The sequence below is a fragment of the Streptomyces sp. SJL17-4 genome (assembly GCF_036826855.1).
Lineage (GTDB): Bacteria > Actinomycetota > Actinomycetes > Streptomycetales > Streptomycetaceae > Streptomyces.
Window position 1 is genome coordinate 1,241,535 of record NZ_CP104578.1, and the last position, 18,463, is coordinate 1,259,997.

At 72.2% G+C, this 18,463-nt stretch carries 21 protein-coding genes; all 21 read left to right on the plus strand.

The window, feature by feature from the left end:
- The first annotated feature begins 30 nt into the window (after nt 1-30).
- The gene (locus N5875_RS05495) at nt 31-759 is read left to right on the plus strand and encodes a hypothetical protein (RefSeq protein WP_318209520.1); all 729 of its coding nucleotides are present in this window, start codon (nt 31-33) and stop codon (nt 757-759) included.
- A 712-nt stretch (nt 760-1,471) separates the two neighbouring features.
- Nucleotides 1,472-2,464, plus strand: coding sequence for a hypothetical protein (locus N5875_RS05500; protein WP_318209521.1), 993 nt, complete (start codon nt 1,472-1,474; stop codon nt 2,462-2,464).
- Nucleotides 2,465-2,511: 47 nt separating this feature from the next.
- Nucleotides 2,512-3,039, plus strand: coding sequence for a hypothetical protein (locus tag N5875_RS05505; RefSeq protein ID WP_318209522.1), 528 nt, complete (start codon nt 2,512-2,514; stop codon nt 3,037-3,039).
- Entirely contained in the window at nt 3,036-3,776 is a 741-nt protein-coding gene (locus N5875_RS05510) for a hypothetical protein (RefSeq protein ID WP_318209523.1), read from the plus strand. The genes N5875_RS05505 and N5875_RS05510 overlap by 4 nt, the downstream gene beginning before the upstream one ends.
- Nucleotides 3,773-4,192, plus strand: coding sequence for a hypothetical protein (locus tag N5875_RS05515; RefSeq protein WP_318209524.1), 420 nt, complete (start codon nt 3,773-3,775; stop codon nt 4,190-4,192). The genes N5875_RS05510 and N5875_RS05515 overlap by 4 nt, the downstream gene beginning before the upstream one ends.
- A 61-nt stretch (nt 4,193-4,253) precedes the next feature.
- Entirely contained in the window at nt 4,254-5,273 is a 1,020-nt protein-coding gene (locus tag N5875_RS05520) for a hypothetical protein (RefSeq protein WP_318209525.1), read from the plus strand.
- A gap of 192 nt (nt 5,274-5,465) precedes the next feature.
- On the plus strand, nt 5,466-6,470 hold the full coding sequence (locus N5875_RS05525; protein WP_318209526.1) for a hypothetical protein: 1,005 nt from the start codon (nt 5,466-5,468) through the stop codon (nt 6,468-6,470).
- Between the two features lie 92 nt (nt 6,471-6,562).
- Nucleotides 6,563-7,804: an MFS transporter gene (locus N5875_RS05530; protein ID WP_318209527.1), complete on the plus strand. Its 1,242-nt coding sequence runs from the start codon at nt 6,563-6,565 to the stop codon at nt 7,802-7,804.
- 37 nt (nt 7,805-7,841) lie between these two features.
- Entirely contained in the window at nt 7,842-8,063 is a 222-nt protein-coding gene (locus N5875_RS05535) for a hypothetical protein (RefSeq protein WP_318209786.1), read from the plus strand.
- Nucleotides 8,064-8,254: 191 nt separating this feature from the next.
- Nucleotides 8,255-9,397, plus strand: a complete 1,143-nt coding sequence (locus N5875_RS05540) for an AAA family ATPase (protein ID WP_318209787.1) — start codon at nt 8,255-8,257, stop codon at nt 9,395-9,397.
- On the plus strand, nt 9,394-11,193 hold the full coding sequence (locus N5875_RS05545) for a hypothetical protein (protein ID WP_318209528.1): 1,800 nt from the start codon (nt 9,394-9,396) through the stop codon (nt 11,191-11,193). The genes N5875_RS05540 and N5875_RS05545 overlap by 4 nt, the downstream gene beginning before the upstream one ends.
- Before the next feature lie 32 nt (nt 11,194-11,225).
- Nucleotides 11,226-11,723, plus strand: a complete 498-nt coding sequence (locus N5875_RS05550; protein WP_318209529.1) for a hypothetical protein — start codon at nt 11,226-11,228, stop codon at nt 11,721-11,723.
- Between the two features lie 141 nt (nt 11,724-11,864).
- Entirely contained in the window at nt 11,865-12,284 is a 420-nt protein-coding gene (locus N5875_RS05555) for a hypothetical protein (protein WP_318209530.1), read from the plus strand.
- Between the two features lie 8 nt (nt 12,285-12,292).
- Nucleotides 12,293-13,138 carry a relaxase/mobilization nuclease gene (locus tag N5875_RS05560; protein ID WP_318209531.1) on the plus strand — a complete coding sequence of 282 codons (846 nt, stop codon included), beginning with the start codon at nt 12,293-12,295 and terminating at the stop codon, nt 13,136-13,138.
- Nucleotides 13,139-13,151: 13 nt separating this feature from the next.
- Nucleotides 13,152-13,790: a hypothetical protein gene (locus N5875_RS05565; protein WP_318209532.1), complete on the plus strand. Its 639-nt coding sequence runs from the start codon at nt 13,152-13,154 to the stop codon at nt 13,788-13,790.
- A gap of 20 nt (nt 13,791-13,810) precedes the next feature.
- Nucleotides 13,811-14,551: a hypothetical protein gene (locus N5875_RS05570; RefSeq protein ID WP_318209533.1), complete on the plus strand. Its 741-nt coding sequence runs from the start codon at nt 13,811-13,813 to the stop codon at nt 14,549-14,551.
- Between the two features lie 31 nt (nt 14,552-14,582).
- Nucleotides 14,583-14,981 carry a hypothetical protein gene (locus N5875_RS05575; protein WP_318209534.1) on the plus strand — a complete coding sequence of 133 codons (399 nt, stop codon included), beginning with the start codon at nt 14,583-14,585 and terminating at the stop codon, nt 14,979-14,981.
- 453 nt (nt 14,982-15,434) lie between these two features.
- Entirely contained in the window at nt 15,435-16,250 is an 816-nt protein-coding gene (locus tag N5875_RS05580) for a DUF317 domain-containing protein (protein WP_318209535.1), read from the plus strand.
- A gap of 192 nt (nt 16,251-16,442) precedes the next feature.
- Nucleotides 16,443-17,081: a DUF317 domain-containing protein gene (locus tag N5875_RS05585; RefSeq protein WP_318209536.1), complete on the plus strand. Its 639-nt coding sequence runs from the start codon at nt 16,443-16,445 to the stop codon at nt 17,079-17,081.
- Nucleotides 17,082-17,091: 10 nt separating this feature from the next.
- On the plus strand, nt 17,092-17,706 hold the full coding sequence (locus tag N5875_RS05590) for a hypothetical protein (RefSeq protein WP_318209537.1): 615 nt from the start codon (nt 17,092-17,094) through the stop codon (nt 17,704-17,706).
- Complete coding sequence (locus N5875_RS05595; protein ID WP_318209538.1) at nt 17,703-18,455, plus strand: DUF317 domain-containing protein; 753 nt, start codon at nt 17,703-17,705, stop codon at nt 18,453-18,455. The genes N5875_RS05590 and N5875_RS05595 overlap by 4 nt, the downstream gene beginning before the upstream one ends.
- Nucleotides 18,456-18,463: the final 8 nt, after the last annotated feature.

Consider the following 18,463-nt stretch of genomic DNA (forward strand, 5'->3'; position numbering starts at 1 on the left):
ACCGCCGGACCGATCCCCTCGACGGAGCCCATGCCCCCTAGCCAAACCCTTCTGCCCACCTTCGCGGTCGAGTTCGCCGCCCGCCTGCCCGGCACATGGACGAGCCAGTACTACCGCCACGCCGCGTATAGCGAGCAGTTCCCGGTGGCCGAGCGCCTGTGGGACTCCGATCACGTCGACTGGGCCGTGAGCGAGCACGTCCTCGGGCATCACGCCGTCCTTGCGGGTCCGGCCGGCGGGGAGCTCTACGTCATCGACCGGCCCCTCCGCCGCGGTCAGTTCCTCGTCGCGGCGCTGGAGCCCGTCGGATTCCTGCCGCATCACTTCCGTGGCGTGCCCGAGCCGAACGGCATCGCAGTCGGCGCCGATCCCGTACGGGCCGCCGCCACGGTCAGCCGTCGGCTTCTGCCCCGCTATTCGAGGGCTGCCGAGGCCCTACGCGCGCAGGCCCGGCTGCGGCCGGAACCGCCGGCCCATCGCCAGGCCCCGCCCGAAACGACGAAGGCGGTGACGCTCACCCGCTACAACGACGGCGTCCTCGGAACCCCGTACGCGAGCGTCCCGGCCGAGGCCCGCGACGCGCTGTACCTCTCCGGGTTCCAGTACGTCCCCGAACAGGGCGCGTTCCTCCTCCCCGTCGGGTACGGGCCCGTCGCGACCGCCGTACGGATCCAGGTGCTCGCCGCCCGACTCGCTCAGGCCGACATCGGGCTCAACCTCCGCCACACCCCGGCGCGCCCCGAGCCGCAGCCACCGTGACCGCGTCTCCGGCTCCCGCGTCTCAGGCGCGGCGCCGCCCGGCCGGTACGGCCGTCCCTGCTGCGGCGACCGGCGGCCCTCGGGCGGCGCACCGCTCTCGGTGACGCCCCCCCCGACACAAACCCATGGCAGCCCGGGCTTCGAGCGTCCCCACCCGCTGAAGGAGGCCGTCGTCCCCTACCACCCGGCGCGCTCGACGCCCTCGACCCCGACGAAACATGAGCGCTCCGCACTCCTTGGAGTCACCCTCGCCGAACCTCACGCTGTCCCCTGCCACCCCGACCGACCCCGATGGCCGCTACCCCTTCGGCCACCTCGTCCTGTCGCTCACCGACCAGCTCAACGGCACGGCCTCGTTCCGCCAGGCCGCCACGCTCACGGACCAGGTCTGGAGCCGGTCGACGGTCTGCTGGAGCGGGTCGCCGAGTTCTTCGAAGCAGCCGGCGAAAAGGCAAAGGAGTCAGAGGACGACGATGCCTTCGACCTCGCCGCCGACTTCGAAGCAGCCGCCCAGGACATCCGCGCGCTCGGTGAGCAGCTGCACACCGCCACCGACCGCATGCGTGCCCTGCGCGCCGTCACGGTCGCCGCACGCCCTGCCGTTCCGCCCCCGGCCGCTCGGCCGGGCCGCAGTCGGTGAACTCCGCGCCCAGCCCGACCCGCTGAAACCTCACCCTCAAGGAACACCGACATTCGCTACCCGTACAAGCACGTGCTCCCCGTACTCGCCACCGCCCTCCTCACTCTGACCGTCACCGCCTGCAGCTCCGACAGAGCCGACACCGCCGCACCTCCCCCCAGCAGCTCGCCCGCAGCCCGGGAGCCGGCCCTGACCAAGCAGGAAGCGCTGGCCCAGCTCACCCGGCACGCCACCACCAGAAACACGGCGATGCAGCGCCTGGACCACACGCTGCTCGACACGGTGGAGGGCGGCCCCCAGCTGGATCAGTCCCTCGCCGACCTCAAGGAGTCCAGCGCACGACCCGACGGCCAGGGCCCGGCCACCCGCCGGGTCGCGTACGACACCGCCTCCGCGCAGTTGTACATCCCCCGGTTCGCGCCGGGCGAGAAGCGCTGGTTCGCCGCCACCGTCGACGTCGGCAGCACCGTCGTCAAGAGGAGCCGCATCCTGGTCTTCGCGCGCAACGCGGGCGGGTGGGAACTGGCCGCGTCTGCGGACCTGAACACCGATGTGCCGCCGCAGATCGCCCTCGACGAGGACGGCTACGCCACCGCCGTCACCGCGACGACCGCCGCGGACCGGCTGCGCAGCGCCGTTCTCGACAACTTCGTCACCGGAGGCGAGAAGGACGGCCGGAAGGTCTTCGCCCCCTCCGTGGCCAGCCGCCTGCAGATCCGCGTCCACGACGAGATCGGCAGCCGTCTCAAGCCCAAGGGCACCACCGTCTTCGGCCCGGCCGGAACGCCCCACGCCGACGCCTACGGCCTGAAGACAGCCGACGGCCGCACCCTGGTCATCTTCAGTCACGCACACACCCAGACCGACTCCGCGGCCCAGCCCGGCCTGCGGATCCGGCCGGACGAGGAAGAGCGCGCCTGGCTCGGCACCACGCCTTTGGCCTCCATCACCTACACCTTCACGTGCGTCGACGTCGCCACCGACACCGGAGCCGGCGCTCCGGCCGACCTGCTGACGTACGCCTGCGGCCGTACGAACGCCACCGGACCGTCCTTCGGCATCTGACCGCACGGCCGACCGAGTTCACGCCCGTCTCGGCATGAGAGACCACGGTGACCACCGTCTCTTCGTCGTCCGTCTCACCGAGGCGGCGACGGCGGCATCACCGTCCACGCGGCGCCGCCGAGCACCCTTCGAAAGGAGTCTTCCTGAAGCAGCACTTCAACTTCGGCCAGCACCCTGAGTACGGATTCGTCGCCGCCCCCGCCGCGAACACGACGCCGCACCTCGCCCACTGGTACCTCACGGCAGAGCAGTTCGAGCCCGTCCCCGGCTTGGAGGGCCTGTACCGGCTGACCAGCCCCGAGTACGACGGCGTGCGCCGCACCCGCCAGGCCGTCCACGACTTGCGCCGGCACGGATTCGACGTCCACGCCGATTACACCCTCGATCCCGCCCAGAGCGCTGGCCCGCCCCGGATCCAGCCCCGGGCCGGTCTGATGGAACGCCGATCCCGGATCGCCCAGGCCGCCGGGATCCGCTCCACTCAGTACCGGCCGGCCGTCACCGCCCAGGCCGCACCCACGTCCCCGCGGCCAGCCAGTCCGCTCGCCGCCTCCGGACATGGGCGTGCCCGGTGACCGAGAACGCGATCAGCATCGTCCGAGGCCGGGGCGGTGAGGTGGTGGCGGAGGGGCCGATCGACTCGCTCGCCTCCGAGCTGCTCTCCCGCGCCGGGTTCGTTCACCAGTACACCCTGCGCGGCACGTGGCACCGCCTCCCCTTCGACATGGGCGAGGAATGGGAGAACGACCACGCCTCCCACGCCGCCGAAATGCTGCGCGCCGCCCGCTACGCGGTACAGCTCGATCCCTCCCTCTCCCCCACCACCCGTCCTCGGGACACCGCCGGCGACGGCACCCCGCGATCCGTACGAGGCGCGGCCCAGACCCTGAGGACCTGGGCGCAGAACACTGACGGCCTGAAGCAGCCGTACCAGGCGGGCCGGGCGCTCACCCTCCTCGCCCAGGGCGAGGGCAGTCTTCTGCGGCCCGCGGCCGACCTGCTGCTCGGCACCGCGTCCGCCGTCTCCGCGCTCCAGGGTCCCGCGCACGACCGGGACGCGCGGCGCCTGGCCGAACTCGCGGGAGTCCTGAGGGTCGTGGAGATCGAAGTCGACCGGATCGCCCTGCGCCTGCAAGCAACCCCCGACGTCCCGGCCTCCGCCACCGAGCAGCTGTCAAACGCGGTGGTCGAGGCTCCGGCGAAGCTGCAGGCCCTCGTCCATCGCCTCAGCCAACAGCGAGCGCGGGAGTACGAGGCCCGCCTGGCCCCGCCAGCGGCCCCGGGGCCGAGCGGCGGGGGCCGCAGCCGGTGAACACGGACGCCCCGGAGGCGCCGTCCGGGAACGAACTGCGCAGAAGGGCCCGCGCGGAGGCCCTGCCCTTCCTCTCGGCGCTCGCGCTGCCCGACCCGGCCGAGGCCGTCCGGGCATGGACACAGCAGGTCACTACCGCCCGGAGCGCCGCGCAGGTCCGCGTCCTCCTGGACGCCCAGACCGGGACGGAGGCGAGCACCCTCCTTGCGCTGCGGGAGCTCCTTCGCGCCGCCGCCACGTGGTGCCGCGACCGCGGCCAGCCGGCGCTCGCCGAGCGCTACCTGCGCACGAGCGACCTCCTCGAGATCACCGACCGGCAGCTCTACCAGCTCGGCGTCGATCACCTCACAGCCTTCCACACCCGAGCGCCCGCAGGCCGCTCCGACCGAAAGGGACCCACCGCTGAATCCCACTGACCTGGTTCTGCTCGCCCAAGCGGCCGGCGGCTCAGCCAGCCGATCCTCCACCGAGATCACGTTGTTCACGAGCGAGCACGACGGCGTGGTCGGGCTCGTCGACGGCGCCAACTGGCGCTGGGCGCATACCGCGATGGAGCTCGCTGGGTTCGAGAAGACACCGGACGGCAACAAGGCCGTTTCGCTGAGCGATCTCGCCCGCGCCCGCGAGGTCCTCCTCACCCTGGGCGTGGTCACCCGGCTCGCCGGAGTCACGGTCAACGCGAGCAGCGAGACCTACGTCGGGGACTTCGCCCGCGACATCGTGGAGCACCTCCCCGGCAGGTGGACGGTGAGGGTTGAGAACTACGCGATGAAGGTATGGCAAGGGGACCTCGCCGACTGCCTGTGGAGCACCGGTCACGTGGCGAGCACGCTGGCCAATCACCGTGTCGCGCGGGCGGCCATTCTCCGGCGCGACGACGGAGCCGAACTCACCGTCCTGAGGGACCCCCGCCGGGACCTGTACCACGTGGGCGCCCTGCGTCCACGCGACATCGGCCCCGACGGGCTCGTCACTCCTCCCCCGGGCGTGACGGTGCCACCGGTACCCTCCAAGGCCGCCAACGTGATCCGCACGCACCTGTTGCCGGCCTACACGCGGGCCGTTCTCCACTGCCGGGTCAACTCCCTTGAAGGGGACTTGTCCTGGACACGCGAGGCGTACGAGGCGGGCACGATTCCCGAGCCGCCTCCGGCAGATCTCGTGGACTCTTTCGCACGGTTCGCTACAGCCGTCCCGCATGTCGCCGCCGCCGTGCGGGCCCTTGTGCGGCTCAACGAGCGCGAGGCGGCATTCCTGCGGGAGGTGGACGACATCATCGGCACACCCGACGCGGACACCGAGGCGCCTCCAGCGCTCCGCCACGACGATCCGCTGGCCTGGTGGCTCCTCCTAGGCGGCGAGGGACTGATCGAGCTGGCCCAGCGAGCAGTCGCCGCCAGCGAGCCACATGCCGCCGAGGCATTGCGCCCTCTTATGTCCCCGCGGGCTCTTCCGCCCGCACCGCCTCGGGCCTCCTCCCCGGCTCCGCATCTGTGACCTCCCCGCCGACCGAACCCACGGAGTCCCCATCAGTTCAACTTCCATCGCCGATACGGCAATCGATGCCCTCAACACGTACTCGGCCCGCTATGCCGACATTAGGGCGCGCAGCGACAAGTCCCTGAAACGGGTCCGCCACAGCATGGGCTGGCCGGACAGCGTGCACGCGGAGCGGCAGATCGAAGCCGAGTGTCACCGCGAGCAGTCCGAGGCGTTCGACGTCCTGCTCCCGCAAATACCGCGCTCCTCATCGACCGGGCCCGTGCCGCGCTGCGGTTCCAGCCGCCCTCCCGGCATCTGGCCGGCTGGTCGCTGCTCGTGGACGACCTGGAAGCAGCAGCCGAGCAGGCCCGCTCCTTGCGCAGAGGCCCCGCGGGTGATGCCGCACCCCCCACCGGCCTCGTCCTACGCCAGTGCGGGGAAACCTGGGCGGAGCGGGCGAAGCTCCTGTGCGACCTCGCCGTTCAAGAATGGCCGCCGCCACCAGGGCCGGAGCTGCCGGCGGACGAGGAAGCACGGTGGACCGCCCACGCCCAGGACGTCCGCCGACGCCACATGATGTACCTGTACGAGTCCCGGTACGACGCCTCGGGCCGGCAGCTCACCGTTGTCGGGGTCCCGCACCTCGACGAGCCCATCGCGGACTGCGTGCTCATCGTCGCCGGGGACGTCGACGGCACCGCGATGCGGGTGCTTGGCCGGTACGACATCTACGACCATGCCCTGGCCACCCTGCCGCCGCCCGTCCAGCCCGGTGTCCTACACCCGCGCGGACGATTCCCCAAGGGCGCGGGCACGATTCCGGCGCTGGCCGATCTCATCGAGGATGTCGCCGACGCCACGCACAGCCAGGCGGTCGCCGACGCCATCGGCCATGTGGCCGGCGACGGCACCGGCCCCAGCCACCTGTCCCAGCTCTCCGACCTCCTTGGCGAGTGCGCCGACTTCGCGCTTGCCACCGAGACGGTCGCCGGCCGGGACCTGTCGGTACGGCTCCGGGGCCTGATCGTCCAGGCCGACCTGCTGGACCGCCAGCTCCGGCAGGCGCTGGTCGCCTTCGAGGACACCATCGCCGTCCTGCCGCCGCACCGCACCCCGCAGCCCCGGCACATCAAGCCCCCACCCGCCGTGCGAACCATCCCGCCGCCCGCACCCGCCACGGCCACACCGCCCCGCATCCCGCGCTGCCTGTAACCCAGGCACGGACGCGGGGAACCCCCGCCACCTCCCGGAAAGCCCTGCTCGTCTTGCTCCTGGCCGATCCCCCATCCACCGCACCGCCGCCTGTGACCTACCGGGCCGTTCTGGGTACGCGCCATGTCATCCGCCTGCTGGCCGGCACCCTGACCGGCCGGATGCCCAGCGGCATGGTCGCCGTCTCCCTGGTCCTGTGGGTCACCGGCGGCGGAGGGTCGCTGACGACGGCCAGCACGCTCGCCGCCGTCTACGGGCTGACCGCCAGCGTCACCCAGCCGGTGAAGGGCCGACTCATGGACCGGCATGGGCAAACCCGGGTAAGCGCGCCCGCCGCCGTCATCGCCAGCAGCAGCCTGTTCGCCCTGCCTGTCATCGGGCCGGGCGGCAGCATGTGGGCGATCGGCGCCGCCGTCGCAGTCGCCGGACTCGCCAATCCGCCGCTGGAATCGGGGCTGAGGTCCCTGTGGCCGAGCGTCGTGACCGACCCGGGCCAGAGGAAGGTCATCCAAGCCCTCGACACCGGCTCCCAGGGCCTCATGTACGTCACCGGGCCGCTCCTGGCCACCTGGCTCGCCGCCACATTCGGCGCGGACACCGCCCTGGCCGCGGCCTCCGTGTTCGGCCTGCTCGGCACCACCACCGTCCTCACCTCCGCGCCGTCGCGCACCTGGCACCCCCACCGCAGAGAAGTGACCACGGCCGCCCGGTCGGCGAAACGACAGCCTCTCGCGAGCAGCGGCATGGTGCTGTTGTGCACCGGCCTTGCCGCCGTCGGGATTCCCCTGGGCGGGCTGAGCGTCTGGGCCGCCGCCATCGCCGAGACGCACCACGCCGCCTGGCTGACCGGTGTGCTGCCGGCCGCGTTCTCTACCGGCTCCTTCCTCGGCGGCCTGCTCTTCGCCCGCCTCGCCCGCCGCGCCGCACCCTCCACCCAACTCCTCTACACCGCAGCGCTGTTCGCGACCGGCTGGCTGGGGCTGCTAATCCAGTCGGGCACGCAGGCGGCGATCGTCGCCGCCGCTCTTCCCGGGTTGTTCCTCACCATGGTCATCACCTCGGGGTTCGAGACGGTCGACGCCCTCGCTCCCGCCTCACGGACCACCGAGGCGTACTCGTGGCTGATCCTCGCTGTCGGCACCGGGCAGGCCGCAGGCTCCGTCCTCGCCGGCAACCTCGCCGACCACGTCCTCGGCCTGTCCGCGCTCCCTGCCGCCGGCGCCGTCCTCGCCACCACCGTCTTCGCGCTCTCCCGGCCCGCACTCGGCCCGCGCCGCCGACCCGGCCGGCACCGCCGCACCTCCACCCCACCGTTTTCCCGCCACCACCGATAGGAGACCCGCCTTGCCCGAAGCACCAGCAGAGCCGTTCATGACGATCCGGCACGCCATCACCGGCGAGATCACCACCACCGGCTACAACGCCGCCGCCCGGCGGATCCTGCTCCAGGCCGGCTTCGAAGAGGCGCCAGGCTGCGCCTGCCGTGCGACGGAACCCGGTACGGAGCGGACGCACGGGCCTGCTCGGCGGCCAGCGAGCTGCTCGTCGCCAGCCATCCCGTGCACCTGGACCGAGCCCTCGGTCGGCCGGTGAGCGCCGACGGTACGCCCCGGTTGGCCCGGTCGCCGATATCGGCACAGTCCGTGATCCACTCCGCGGGCGGCCAGCCTTTCCACATCGCCAACCCCGCCCGCACCCGCACCTGTTGAAGGAGCCTCGTTGTGACCACACCCGGAACGCCTGCCAGTCCAGTGCGCACCAAGGGCGGCGAACTACGGGCCAAGGTGGCCCGCCTGCTGGCGGACCGGCCGGCGGACAGGCTCACCATCGGGGACATGGCCAGGCAGCTGGGCCACTCCCACGGCGCCGTCCGCAATGCCGCCCTCACCCTGGTGCGACGCGGCGAGGCCGACCAAGGCGGAACCGGACAACCGGAGTTCCGCGCGAACGCGAAGACCGCCGCAGCCGCGCAGACCGCTGTGATCAGCCCACCGGGCACCCACTCTCCCCGCGCCCAGGCGGCCACGGCCCGCACGACCATTACCGCAGCAGCCACGCCCAGGCAGACCGGCCCGATCCGCCGCGCGGGGGGCCAGCTCTACCACCCCCGGGAGCTGGCCGATCTGCCCGACGTCGAGGCGTTGAATCGCTTGCGCGACGCCGACGTGCCGGTGCTGCTCTACGGCCCTCCGGGCACCGGCAAGACGTCGTTGGTGGAGGCGGCGTTCCCGGACCTGCTCACCGTCGCCGGTGACGGCGACACCACGGTCGGCGACTTGATCGGCGAGTACACGCAGGCCGACGCGGGAGGCTACGTCTTCCAGTACGGGCCGCTGGTCACCGCGATGACCGAGGGCCGCGCCCTGCTGATCGACGATGCCACCTTGATCTCGCCGAAGGTCCTGGCGGCGCTGTATCCGGCGATGGACGGGCGCAGGCAGATCCAGGTCAAGGCCCACACGGGCGAGACCATCAAGGCCGAGCCGGGCTTCTACGTGGTGGCGGGCCACAATCCCGGCGTCCACGGGGCGGTTTTGACGGAGGCGCTCGCGAGCCGGTTCAGCGTGCAGATCCAGATCGGCACGGACTATGACCTCGCTCTGGCGCTGAGGATCGATGCCCGGGTGGTCCGGGTCGCCCGGCACCTCGCCCGCCAAGTCGAACTGGGCGAGCTGGGCTGGGCCCCCCAGCTGCGCGAGCTGCTCAGCTACCAGAAGACCGAGTCCGTTCTCGGTACCAACGCCGCGCTCGCGAACCTGGTCGGTATCGCTCCGCTGGAGGATCGCGACGCCGTCGCCGCCGCCGTCATCAAGGCTGTCGGCGTCAAGGAGGTCGCTCCCCTCACCCTCGGCAAGCAGCTGTCCGCCTCGGCCCTCCGGAAGCCCCCGGGCATCGCCGGCTCCGCGCACCGGGGCCGCTCGCGATGAGCGCCCACCACCACGTCCAGTCCCCCGCCACCACGCCGGACGACGACGCCGACCTCGCGCGATGGGACGACGACGGCGCCCCGCCCGCGCAACCCCGTTCCTCCCCGGCCGCGTGGCTGCGCGTGGGAGCCGAACTCGGCGATCGGCTGGTCGCCCTCTCCGGCCGCCAGGACCTCCTCGTCACCTGTCGCCCCGGCACGCGCAGCGGCGCACCGGCCGCGTTCTTCCCCGCTCTGGGCGAGGTCGAGTTCGACGCCGGCCTGTTCGCCCCGCTGAAGCCCCACGAGATCCATCCGCGGATCGTGGGCGACGAGGAGCGGTATCCCGCCGCTTGGGGAGTGTTCGTCCACGAGGCCGCGCACGCGGCCCACTCCGTCTGGACGGCGCCTGCCGGAGCGGACCCCCGTGTCGTCGAGGCCGCGCTCCTGCTGGAGGAGAGCCGTATCGAAGGCGCACACCTGACCACGCGGCCCACGGACCGCACGTACCTGCGCACCAGTGCCCGTACCCTGGTCATGCCCGACATCGCTAACCCCACCCTCCAGGGCATCGAGCACGCCGCCGCCGTGGCGGCCCTGGTCCTCGGCCGCCGTGACGTCGGCATCCTGGACGGCGGCGAGACTCGGGCCGTCGCCGATCTGTGCGAAAAGGTGCTGGGCGCAAACCTGCTGGCCACCCTCACCAGCATCTGGACCGCAGCCCACCAGTGCGCCGACCACGACGCCACGACCATGCTCGCGCACGCTCAAGAATGGTGCGACGCTCTGGACACCGCGGCCCCCGCCCTGCCCGTGCCGGAGAACCTCACCGATCTGCTGTCCGGCGCCGTGGGGGTCGTTATGGACAGCACGGCAGCCACCGACGCCGCCGACCTCGCGGCACAGGCCGCAGCGACCAACGCCAAGGCCGCGCAGTCCAAGGCACAGGCTCAGGACCGCGCCCAACGTGCCGGCCAGCGACGCAAAGCCGCCGCCACCGCCAAGTCTGTCTTCAACGCCCGTGGCACCACCGTCGCCCCCGACGGCACACCGGCGCCCCGCAGCAACCCGGTCACCGGCACCCGCAGGCCCACCGCCGCCGAGCAGAGTGCCGCCGCGCGCCTGAGCCGCGCCCTGCGTGCCACCGCCTACCGCGAGCGGACCGAGGAGCGGACCACCAGCCCCACCCCGCCCGGCCGCCTCAACATGCGCGCGGCCCTCGCCCGCGACGCTCAGCGCGCGGCCGGGTCGGTCCCCACCGCGGAACCGTTCACCCACACCCGCCGCCGGAACTCCGCCACCCCACCGCTGCGCGTGGGTATCGCCGTCGACGTCTCCGGCTCCATGCGTGCCGCCTGCGCGCCCGTCGCGTCCGCCGCCTGGATCGTGGCACGCGCAGCAGCCCTCACCGACCCCGACTCCCGTACCGCCACCATCGCCTACGACAGGCACCTGACCGCCTTGACCCGACCCACCCACCGAGCACCAGAGCGCGTGACGACGTTCGATGCCACCGGCGGCCACCACAACCTCGGCGACGCCATCGACGCACTCGACCACGCCCTCGAACTCAGCCGCCCCGGCGCCGGCCGCCTCCTCGTGATCGTCACCGACGCCCAGTACCGCAGCGATGAAACCGCTCAAGCCGTCACCCGTGTCAAGCAGCTCACGACCGCCGGCTGCGCCGTACTCCAGCTCACCCTCACCGCGGGGTCCCGCCACTTGCCGGGGACCACCTTGCTGCACCTGCCCCGGCCCTCCAGCGCTCCCGCCGCCATCGCCACGGCGGCCACAGACGCCATCCGCAGGACGCGCTGAGACGACACAGAAGACAGAAAGCAGGAACAACCATGGCAATCAAGACCGTCTGGACCGTCATCCACAGCTGTGGACACGAGGTCACCCACAACCTCGCCGACCGGCCAGCCGACCGCCGGGCCGGGTTCGCCCGCTGGCTCGCCGGCCGGGAGTGCACTGACTGCTGGAAGGCCAGCCGTGCAGCCGACACCGCCGCAAAGGAGCAGTGGCTCGCCGCCCGGCGCGCGGAGGAGCAGGCCGCGGCCAGGGAGTGGGCCGAGCGGTTCGACATGCCGCCGCTGGAGGGCCCTGAGCGGGCCCTGGACTGGGGCGAGCGCTCCCGATTCCAGCTCGTCACCGCCGCCTACACCGCGCTCGTCACCGAGGGCACTTGGGAGGAGACGGACTGGGCGGTGCTGGAGGAGAAGATCCGCACGGTGACCCGGACAGGGTGGTGGATCGACCAGCGCGATGCCGACGGCGCCGACCTTCCGGAGCTTCTCGACGCCGCGACCAGCGCCGACATCGGCACCGAAAACCCCTACCGATGACACCCGGCAGAGGGCCGCGCCGTCGGCGCGAGGGCGCATATATATAGCGCACAATTCCCGGTTAGGCTAACCGGGTTTTTTCCCGACCATGGAGTCATGCCCCAAGCCGCCACGTGCGGTTTTCTGCGGAAGGACTCTGCCATGCCCGAACCCACCCGCCCCGCATTCGCCCCCGCCGACACGATCACCGGCAACCGGGACATCACCCACGCCCATTTCGCCCCGGGCGACCAGGTCGTGGTCATCAAGGGTGTGGCCGACGGCGAACTGTGGGGAGAGGCGATGACCGTCGTGGCCCCGTCGTGGCACACGCCCACGGGCGAGGACGGGTGGCGGCTGCGCAACCCCAACGGCGGCGCGCAGACGTTCGTCACCGGCCACCCCCGCTACCTCGTCCACCTGTCCAAGCGGTGCCCGGACTGTCTGATCTACCTGCGGGCTCTGGAGGACTACCTGCTGCCGAAGGTGATCGGCGAGGAGCCGGTCGACCTCGGCTGGTACCGGGTCACCGACTTCGGCCAGCTTCTCCACGTCGAGGACGCGAAGGCGGTCGGCCGGTGATCCCCCGCGTGCACGCACGTGCCGACGACGCCGGGCCCGTACTCTCCGAAGCCCTGGGCCGTTCTCTCTGCGTGAAGGAGAGGCTCACCGGGGCCACGCTGGTGGCCTGGTGGCCGGGCCTGGAAGCCTATGCGGAACCTGAACCGTCCTACTGGACCCTGCGGGAGTGGGCCGAGCACCTCGATGAACCCTCGCTCGGACGTCCTGGTGCCGCGAGTGTCGAGGAGGACCGGCGGGCCATCTTCCGCATCGATGTCCGCCTCGCCCCAGGCGACCGGTCGCTGACGCGGCCGGAGTGGTCGGAGATCGCGCACCGCTTCGCGCGGGCCGCCCGCATCGAGGTGCCGGGCGACGAGCAGGGCTGCCGGTGGATCGCCGTCCAGGCCCAGCCCGGACGGCTCGACCTGATCGCCAACCTCGTCCGGCGCGACGGCTCTTGGCAACCGCTTCCGTCCGGTCTGCTGGGCGGCCTGGCCCGTGAGGCCCGGCGGCTCGAGGCCGACCTCGGCCTCATCTCCCCCGGGCGGCCCGCCACGCCAGGCATAACGGTCGCCGCCGAACGGGCGGCCATGCTGCTCACACAGGTCGGCGACGAGACCTCCGGCCCGCTCGCCGGCGCCCGCGACGCCATCGAGCACCTTGCCCAGCGGCTCGTCGGGCATCCCCAGGCTCACGTCCGAGAAGCCGCCCACCGGCTGGAGTGGACGGCCCGCCGCCTGGTCGACCTCCAGCAAGACCTCACCACCACAGCCACCGTACTCAGCCGCCCGTCGGCCGTGCTCGCTACGGCCCCGGCGCCGGGTGTCCCCGCCCACGCCGCAGCGGCCAGAACGGGAGCGCGGCCCGTAACGTAAGGGAAGTACCCGCTTGGCGCTCGACGACCGCTGCATCGACCTGCGGCGCGATCCGCACTCCGGCGAAGTCCTCGCTCACGGTGGCGACGCGGAAGCCCACGGCATTCTGCAGCGCACCGGCTTCATCCACGTGATCCGCCAGGTTGGGAACTTCCACTGGGCTCCCGCCGGTCTCAACCAGGCCGCCGAGGACGCCCTCGCCACTGGTGCGGTGTCCGCTCTCCGCTCAGCCGGCTACTGGGTGGCCTGCGACGAGCCGTTCGACACCGACCGGCACACCGCCCACCGGCCACCCCTCGGCGCCCAGGTCGCCGCCCTCGCCGACGACCTCCGCGAGGCCACGACCACCCAGGACGCAGCCGCGATCCTGACCGAGCTGACCGCCGCCCACGACGGTGTCCTATCAGCACTCGCCCAAGTCCTCGACACTGCCGCCGAGTTCCTCGGCACCCTCGACCTGGGCTTCGACCGGCACACGGCAACCGTCGTACGCGGCCTGAACGACCACCACCTCGCGATCGTCGCCACCGAAGTCCACCGGCTGCGCGACGAACTCGCCAACCGGCACGAAGCCCACCCCGCGCGCCGGCCCTGCCCGACCAGCACCCTGCCGCCCCGGCCGCCCGCCCCGGCGCCGCCCCGGCGCCTTTGACCCACGCACCAAGGACTCCCGTGCACGACACCGACCCCCGCGACCTCGAATCCTTCGCCACCATCCTCGCCGGCGACCTGCCCGGCCGGTGGACCAGCCAGTACCACCCCGACCACGGCGGCACCGACTACGACCACCTCGCCGCCGAGGTGTGGGACATGGACCAGACCGCACACGCCATCGCCACCTACGGCGTCTTCGACTGCGCGGTGCTCACCCGCACCGACGACGGCGCACGCCTCTTCGTCATCGACCACCTCGGCAAGGCCGACGGCTTCCTCGTCGCCGCCATGTCCCCCGTCGGCCTGCCGGCCGCCGCGTACAGCGGCGTCCGAGAGCCCGACGGACTCGCGGTTCCCGCCGACCCCTTCCACGCCGCCGAGGCCGTCACGCTCCATCTACTCCCCCGCTACGCCGACGCCGTCGCCCACGCCCGCCGCAACGCCGCCGCCCTCGCCTCGCCCCTGCCCGACCAGGTCGAACTCACGTGGGCCGACGGAGCTTTGACCACCCCGGTCCCCAACTCGGCCCCGCTCGCCAAGCTGCTCGCCGAGCACGGCTTCCACCACGACACGGCCCAAGACCTCCTCGTCCTGCCGGGAGACGACACCGCCGTGCAGGCACGGGCCGTCCGGGCCGTCGGCGCACGGCTCGCCGAACTCGGCGTCGGCATCGGCATGCGCCACCCCTCCCGCCCCGCGCTCGCCGCAGCCGGCCCGCTGCCCGCCCGTACGGCGCCGTCCGCCGCCCGCAGCCGGTGACCGCCGCCGCCACTTTTCCCCGGAGTACGCCTTGAACCTCGCCGACGAGAACGGCACCGACGTCGAGATCTACCGCAAGACCGGCCACCTGGACCGGCTCCACATCGTCAGCCGGACCGGCGCCCCCGAAGAACTCCTCGCCCTGCTCGACGCCGCCGGACTGGAGCGCCGGTCCGAGACGACCGACGGCCCCGTCTACACCTGGCACGAGACTCCCGAGGGGCTCAGTCAGCAGGCACAGCGTCAGCTCGTCTCACGGGAGATCCTCCCGCTCCTGATCGCCGGGTACGACGTCAACATCGACCCCGACGAACTCGACGTCACCGCCTGGGCCCAGGCCATGCAGGCTCACCGCGCCGACCGGGGCAGGTCCGGCACCTACCAACCCGCTCCGCCACCGGCAACCGACCCGCCCCGCCACCGGCGCTGACCCCCGCCCCCGCCCCGGGACCTGCTCCCCACCACCCGCTTGGAGGCCCACGCTGAACGACCGCCCTACCCCGACCGCCTACGGCGCCTACCACGCCCGCGACATCGCCACCCGCCTCGCCCTGCTCAACCAGTACCTGACCCAGGACGGGCTCACGAAGCCCGACACCGTCCAGGTACTGCAGCACACCTTCGCCCCCGAAGACGGCGTCCTCGCCCAGTTCACCGCCCTCGTCACGACCGCGAGCCGCTTCACCCAGGACCAGGCCACGCGCGGGCACCTGCCGCCCGAGGTGTGGCTCGCCCTCGGCCGCGCCGCCAACGAACTCCACGACATCGGTCTCCGCCTCGAAGAACACCTCGACACCCTCAGCGCCTCCACAGACCGCAGCCCTTCCGCCGCTGAAGCCGCCAAGCCCCCGGCGCCGGCGCCGCTCGTCGTACGGAGGCACCGATGACCCGCACACAGCACCCGACCTGGGGTGGCGGGGACCTGGCCGAACAGCACTACCTCGTCGAGCCCCGGCACCTGGCCGGCGGCGGAGACATCCGGCACGTGACCGAGTTCCTGCGCGCCTCCGGCTGGACAGACCGCTCGACCACCGGCGGGCCACTCGTCTTCGACCGCTCCGACCGTCTGGTCCGCATCGTCTACGACCCGAACGCTCAGCCGGGCGGCTGGCAGATCCAGGGGCAGGCGACCGCCGCCGAGCCCGGATGGCAGGTCACCTTCACCCGGCAGACTCCCGTGGAGATCGTCGCGGGTTTCACCGACGCCCTCACGCGCGAGCGCTCCGCCCACGCCCCCAACCCCTGGGCCCCGCTCCAGCAGCAGCACTGGGAGACCGAACGCGCCCAGCACTTCACCGCCGTCAGCCCCGACCACAACGCGTGGCTGCAGTACCACCAGAGCGGCCCCGGCCAGGCCCACTGGTGGGCCGGAGCACGGACAGAGCACGGCCGGACCTGGGACGCCGTCTTCTCGGTCACAACCCCCATGCACCTGATCGAGCACTTCTCCGCGGCGCTCGCCGACCCGCAGCCGGTCATGCGTCCGCGCGGTCACGTACCGCCCTCGAAGTGGGTCCGCACGACGTCGGTGTCGGTTTGGCCCTCGGAGCTCGGCACCTGGCAGCAGGCCCGCATCACCGCCGCGCGCGCAGCCACCTGGGCCCGCCACTCCTGGGCCTCCGCACGGCCCCGCACCCGCAAGCCGGCCGCCGCTGCCCGCCCGTACGCCACGGCCGGCGGCGCCCGCGCCCGCCGGTAACCCGCCCCGTGAAGGAGGAACACCCTGGTCACCGAGCGCCAGCTCCGGGCCTTCGCCCAGGACCACTACCGGTACGGGTCCGCCGTCAGCCCCCGCTATCTGGCCGGGCCCGGCGACCCGAGGCACGTCACCCACGCCCTGCACGCCGCCGGCTGGAAGGCCGACTCGGACCCGCTCCACCCCACGGTCGTCATGACCAGCCCCGACCACTCTCACTGGCTCACGCTCGACCCCGGCTCCCGGAGGACCTGCTGGAACATCTCCGGTCGCGGGAAGCCCAGCTGGTCGATCTGGTTCAGCGGCAGCGCGCCGGTAGAGATCGTGGCCGCTGTCACCGACGCCCTCGTCCGGCCCGTCCCCCAGGAGAATGCCCCAACGATCGTCGGTCTCCTCACCGACGCGCACTGGCAGCACACCCCGGACAAGTCCGGCGACGAACACCTGCTGTCTCCGGACGGCACCATCGTCGTCAACCTTCGCCTCTCTGACGTATCCGCCCTGCACTACTGGTCCATCGACGTCGCCGGTCACCACGATCAGTACGGTCCGCAGCAACGGCTTTGGAGAGCGAGCCTCGACGGGGACACTCCCACGCATCTCCTGGCAGCCTTCGCCGGCGCGCTGATCGACCCTGCCCCCGTGCTGCGCACCCGCTTCGACGTCCCAAGCAACCAACACCTGGACGTGGGCGCCGAGTTCGAAATCCACGACCAGGCCGTCGCCGCGCACACCAAACGCCTGGCCGACGCCCGACGCCACCGCCCCAAGAAACCTCCGAGCACAGCCAGTCCGGCCCCCAGCGCCATCGCCGGGCCCGCCCACATCCGCTGACCACCGTCACGTGACGCAAGGAACCGCCCTGACCACACCATCCACTCTCAACCCGTCCGACCGGCACGCCCTCCTGCTGAGGCGGCTGGAGGTGTTCCTCGTCGAGAGCGAGGCGATCCTCGCCGCCTGGGACGCCTACTCCGACAAGAACACCGACGCCGACGGCCAGCCCTACGACGAGGTGTCGTACGGCTGGCGCATGGTCCAACGGGACTCAGAGACCTGGCGCGCGTTCCAGGAGATCCGGTACTCGGCCCGCGAGCTGCTCGCCACGGCCGCCGTCCAGCTCCAGCACACCAGTGCCGGTGACATCGGACCCCGATGGGCATGGCAACTGGCTGAGCTCGCCCGCGCGCTGGAGAAGCTGGAGGCGCTCCAGAACGAGCATGCCAAGGTCCGCGAGGCCCGGCGTACTTCACCTCCGGTGTCCCAGGAGAAGTTCGTCGACTCCCTGGCCGAGCGCAACGAGGAAGCATGGGACGGCCTGGACACCTGGGCCATACAAGGCCGGGTCCTCCTCGACATCCACGCCGTCGCCCTCAAGGCACCGGCGCGGATCCTGAGAACCGCACCCACCCCGACGGCCGCGGCGGCGGCCCGCCGTCTGGCAGGGAAGCGCCGATGAGCATCAAGGTCGAACAGGCGCTCATCTCACCCCGCTACCTCGCCGGCCCCGGCGACCCGGCCTGGGTCACCGCGGCCCTGCACGCAGGGGCCGGATGGAGCCACGGCCACGACCCGCTCATACCCCGGGTCGTCTTGACCAGCCCGGACCAGAAGACGATGCTCCGCCTCGAACCCGATCTGAACGAGCCGTGGTGGCACCTTGCCCACCGCGACGGCCGCACCGGATCCGTCTGGAACGCCACCTTCGGTGGCGGCACGCCGGTCGAGCTGATCGCCGCGGTCACCGACACCCTCACCGACCCCGGCTACAACGCGCAAGAGGTCGCTGCTCCCTACCAGCCGCTTTGGCGGGCGGGATGGGACTCCATTCACAACGGAGCGTTCCGCTCGCCGGACGGCCGGGTGAGGGGCGAGCGCCACAACTTCTCCGGCAGCAGCAACTGGCGCATCAGGGCCAGCCTCGACGAGGACGATCCCGTATGGCACGCCTGGTTCGCCAGTGCCACACCCCGCGTCATCGTTGCCGCGTTCATGCGGGCGCTCGCCGATCCCGAGCCCGTACGCCGCTCCTACGAGCAGACCATCGGCCTGTCCCGCCGCCGGATCACCCTGCGCTGGCAGGAGTGGACAGCCGAGAGCGTCGCCCGGGCACTGCCCGAGCGAATCGAACACCTCGCCGCCCGCCGTGCCAGCGCCCCACCGCCCGCGCCTCCCACCCCACCGTCAGCGCCCCGCCGCACCCGTTGACACTCCCT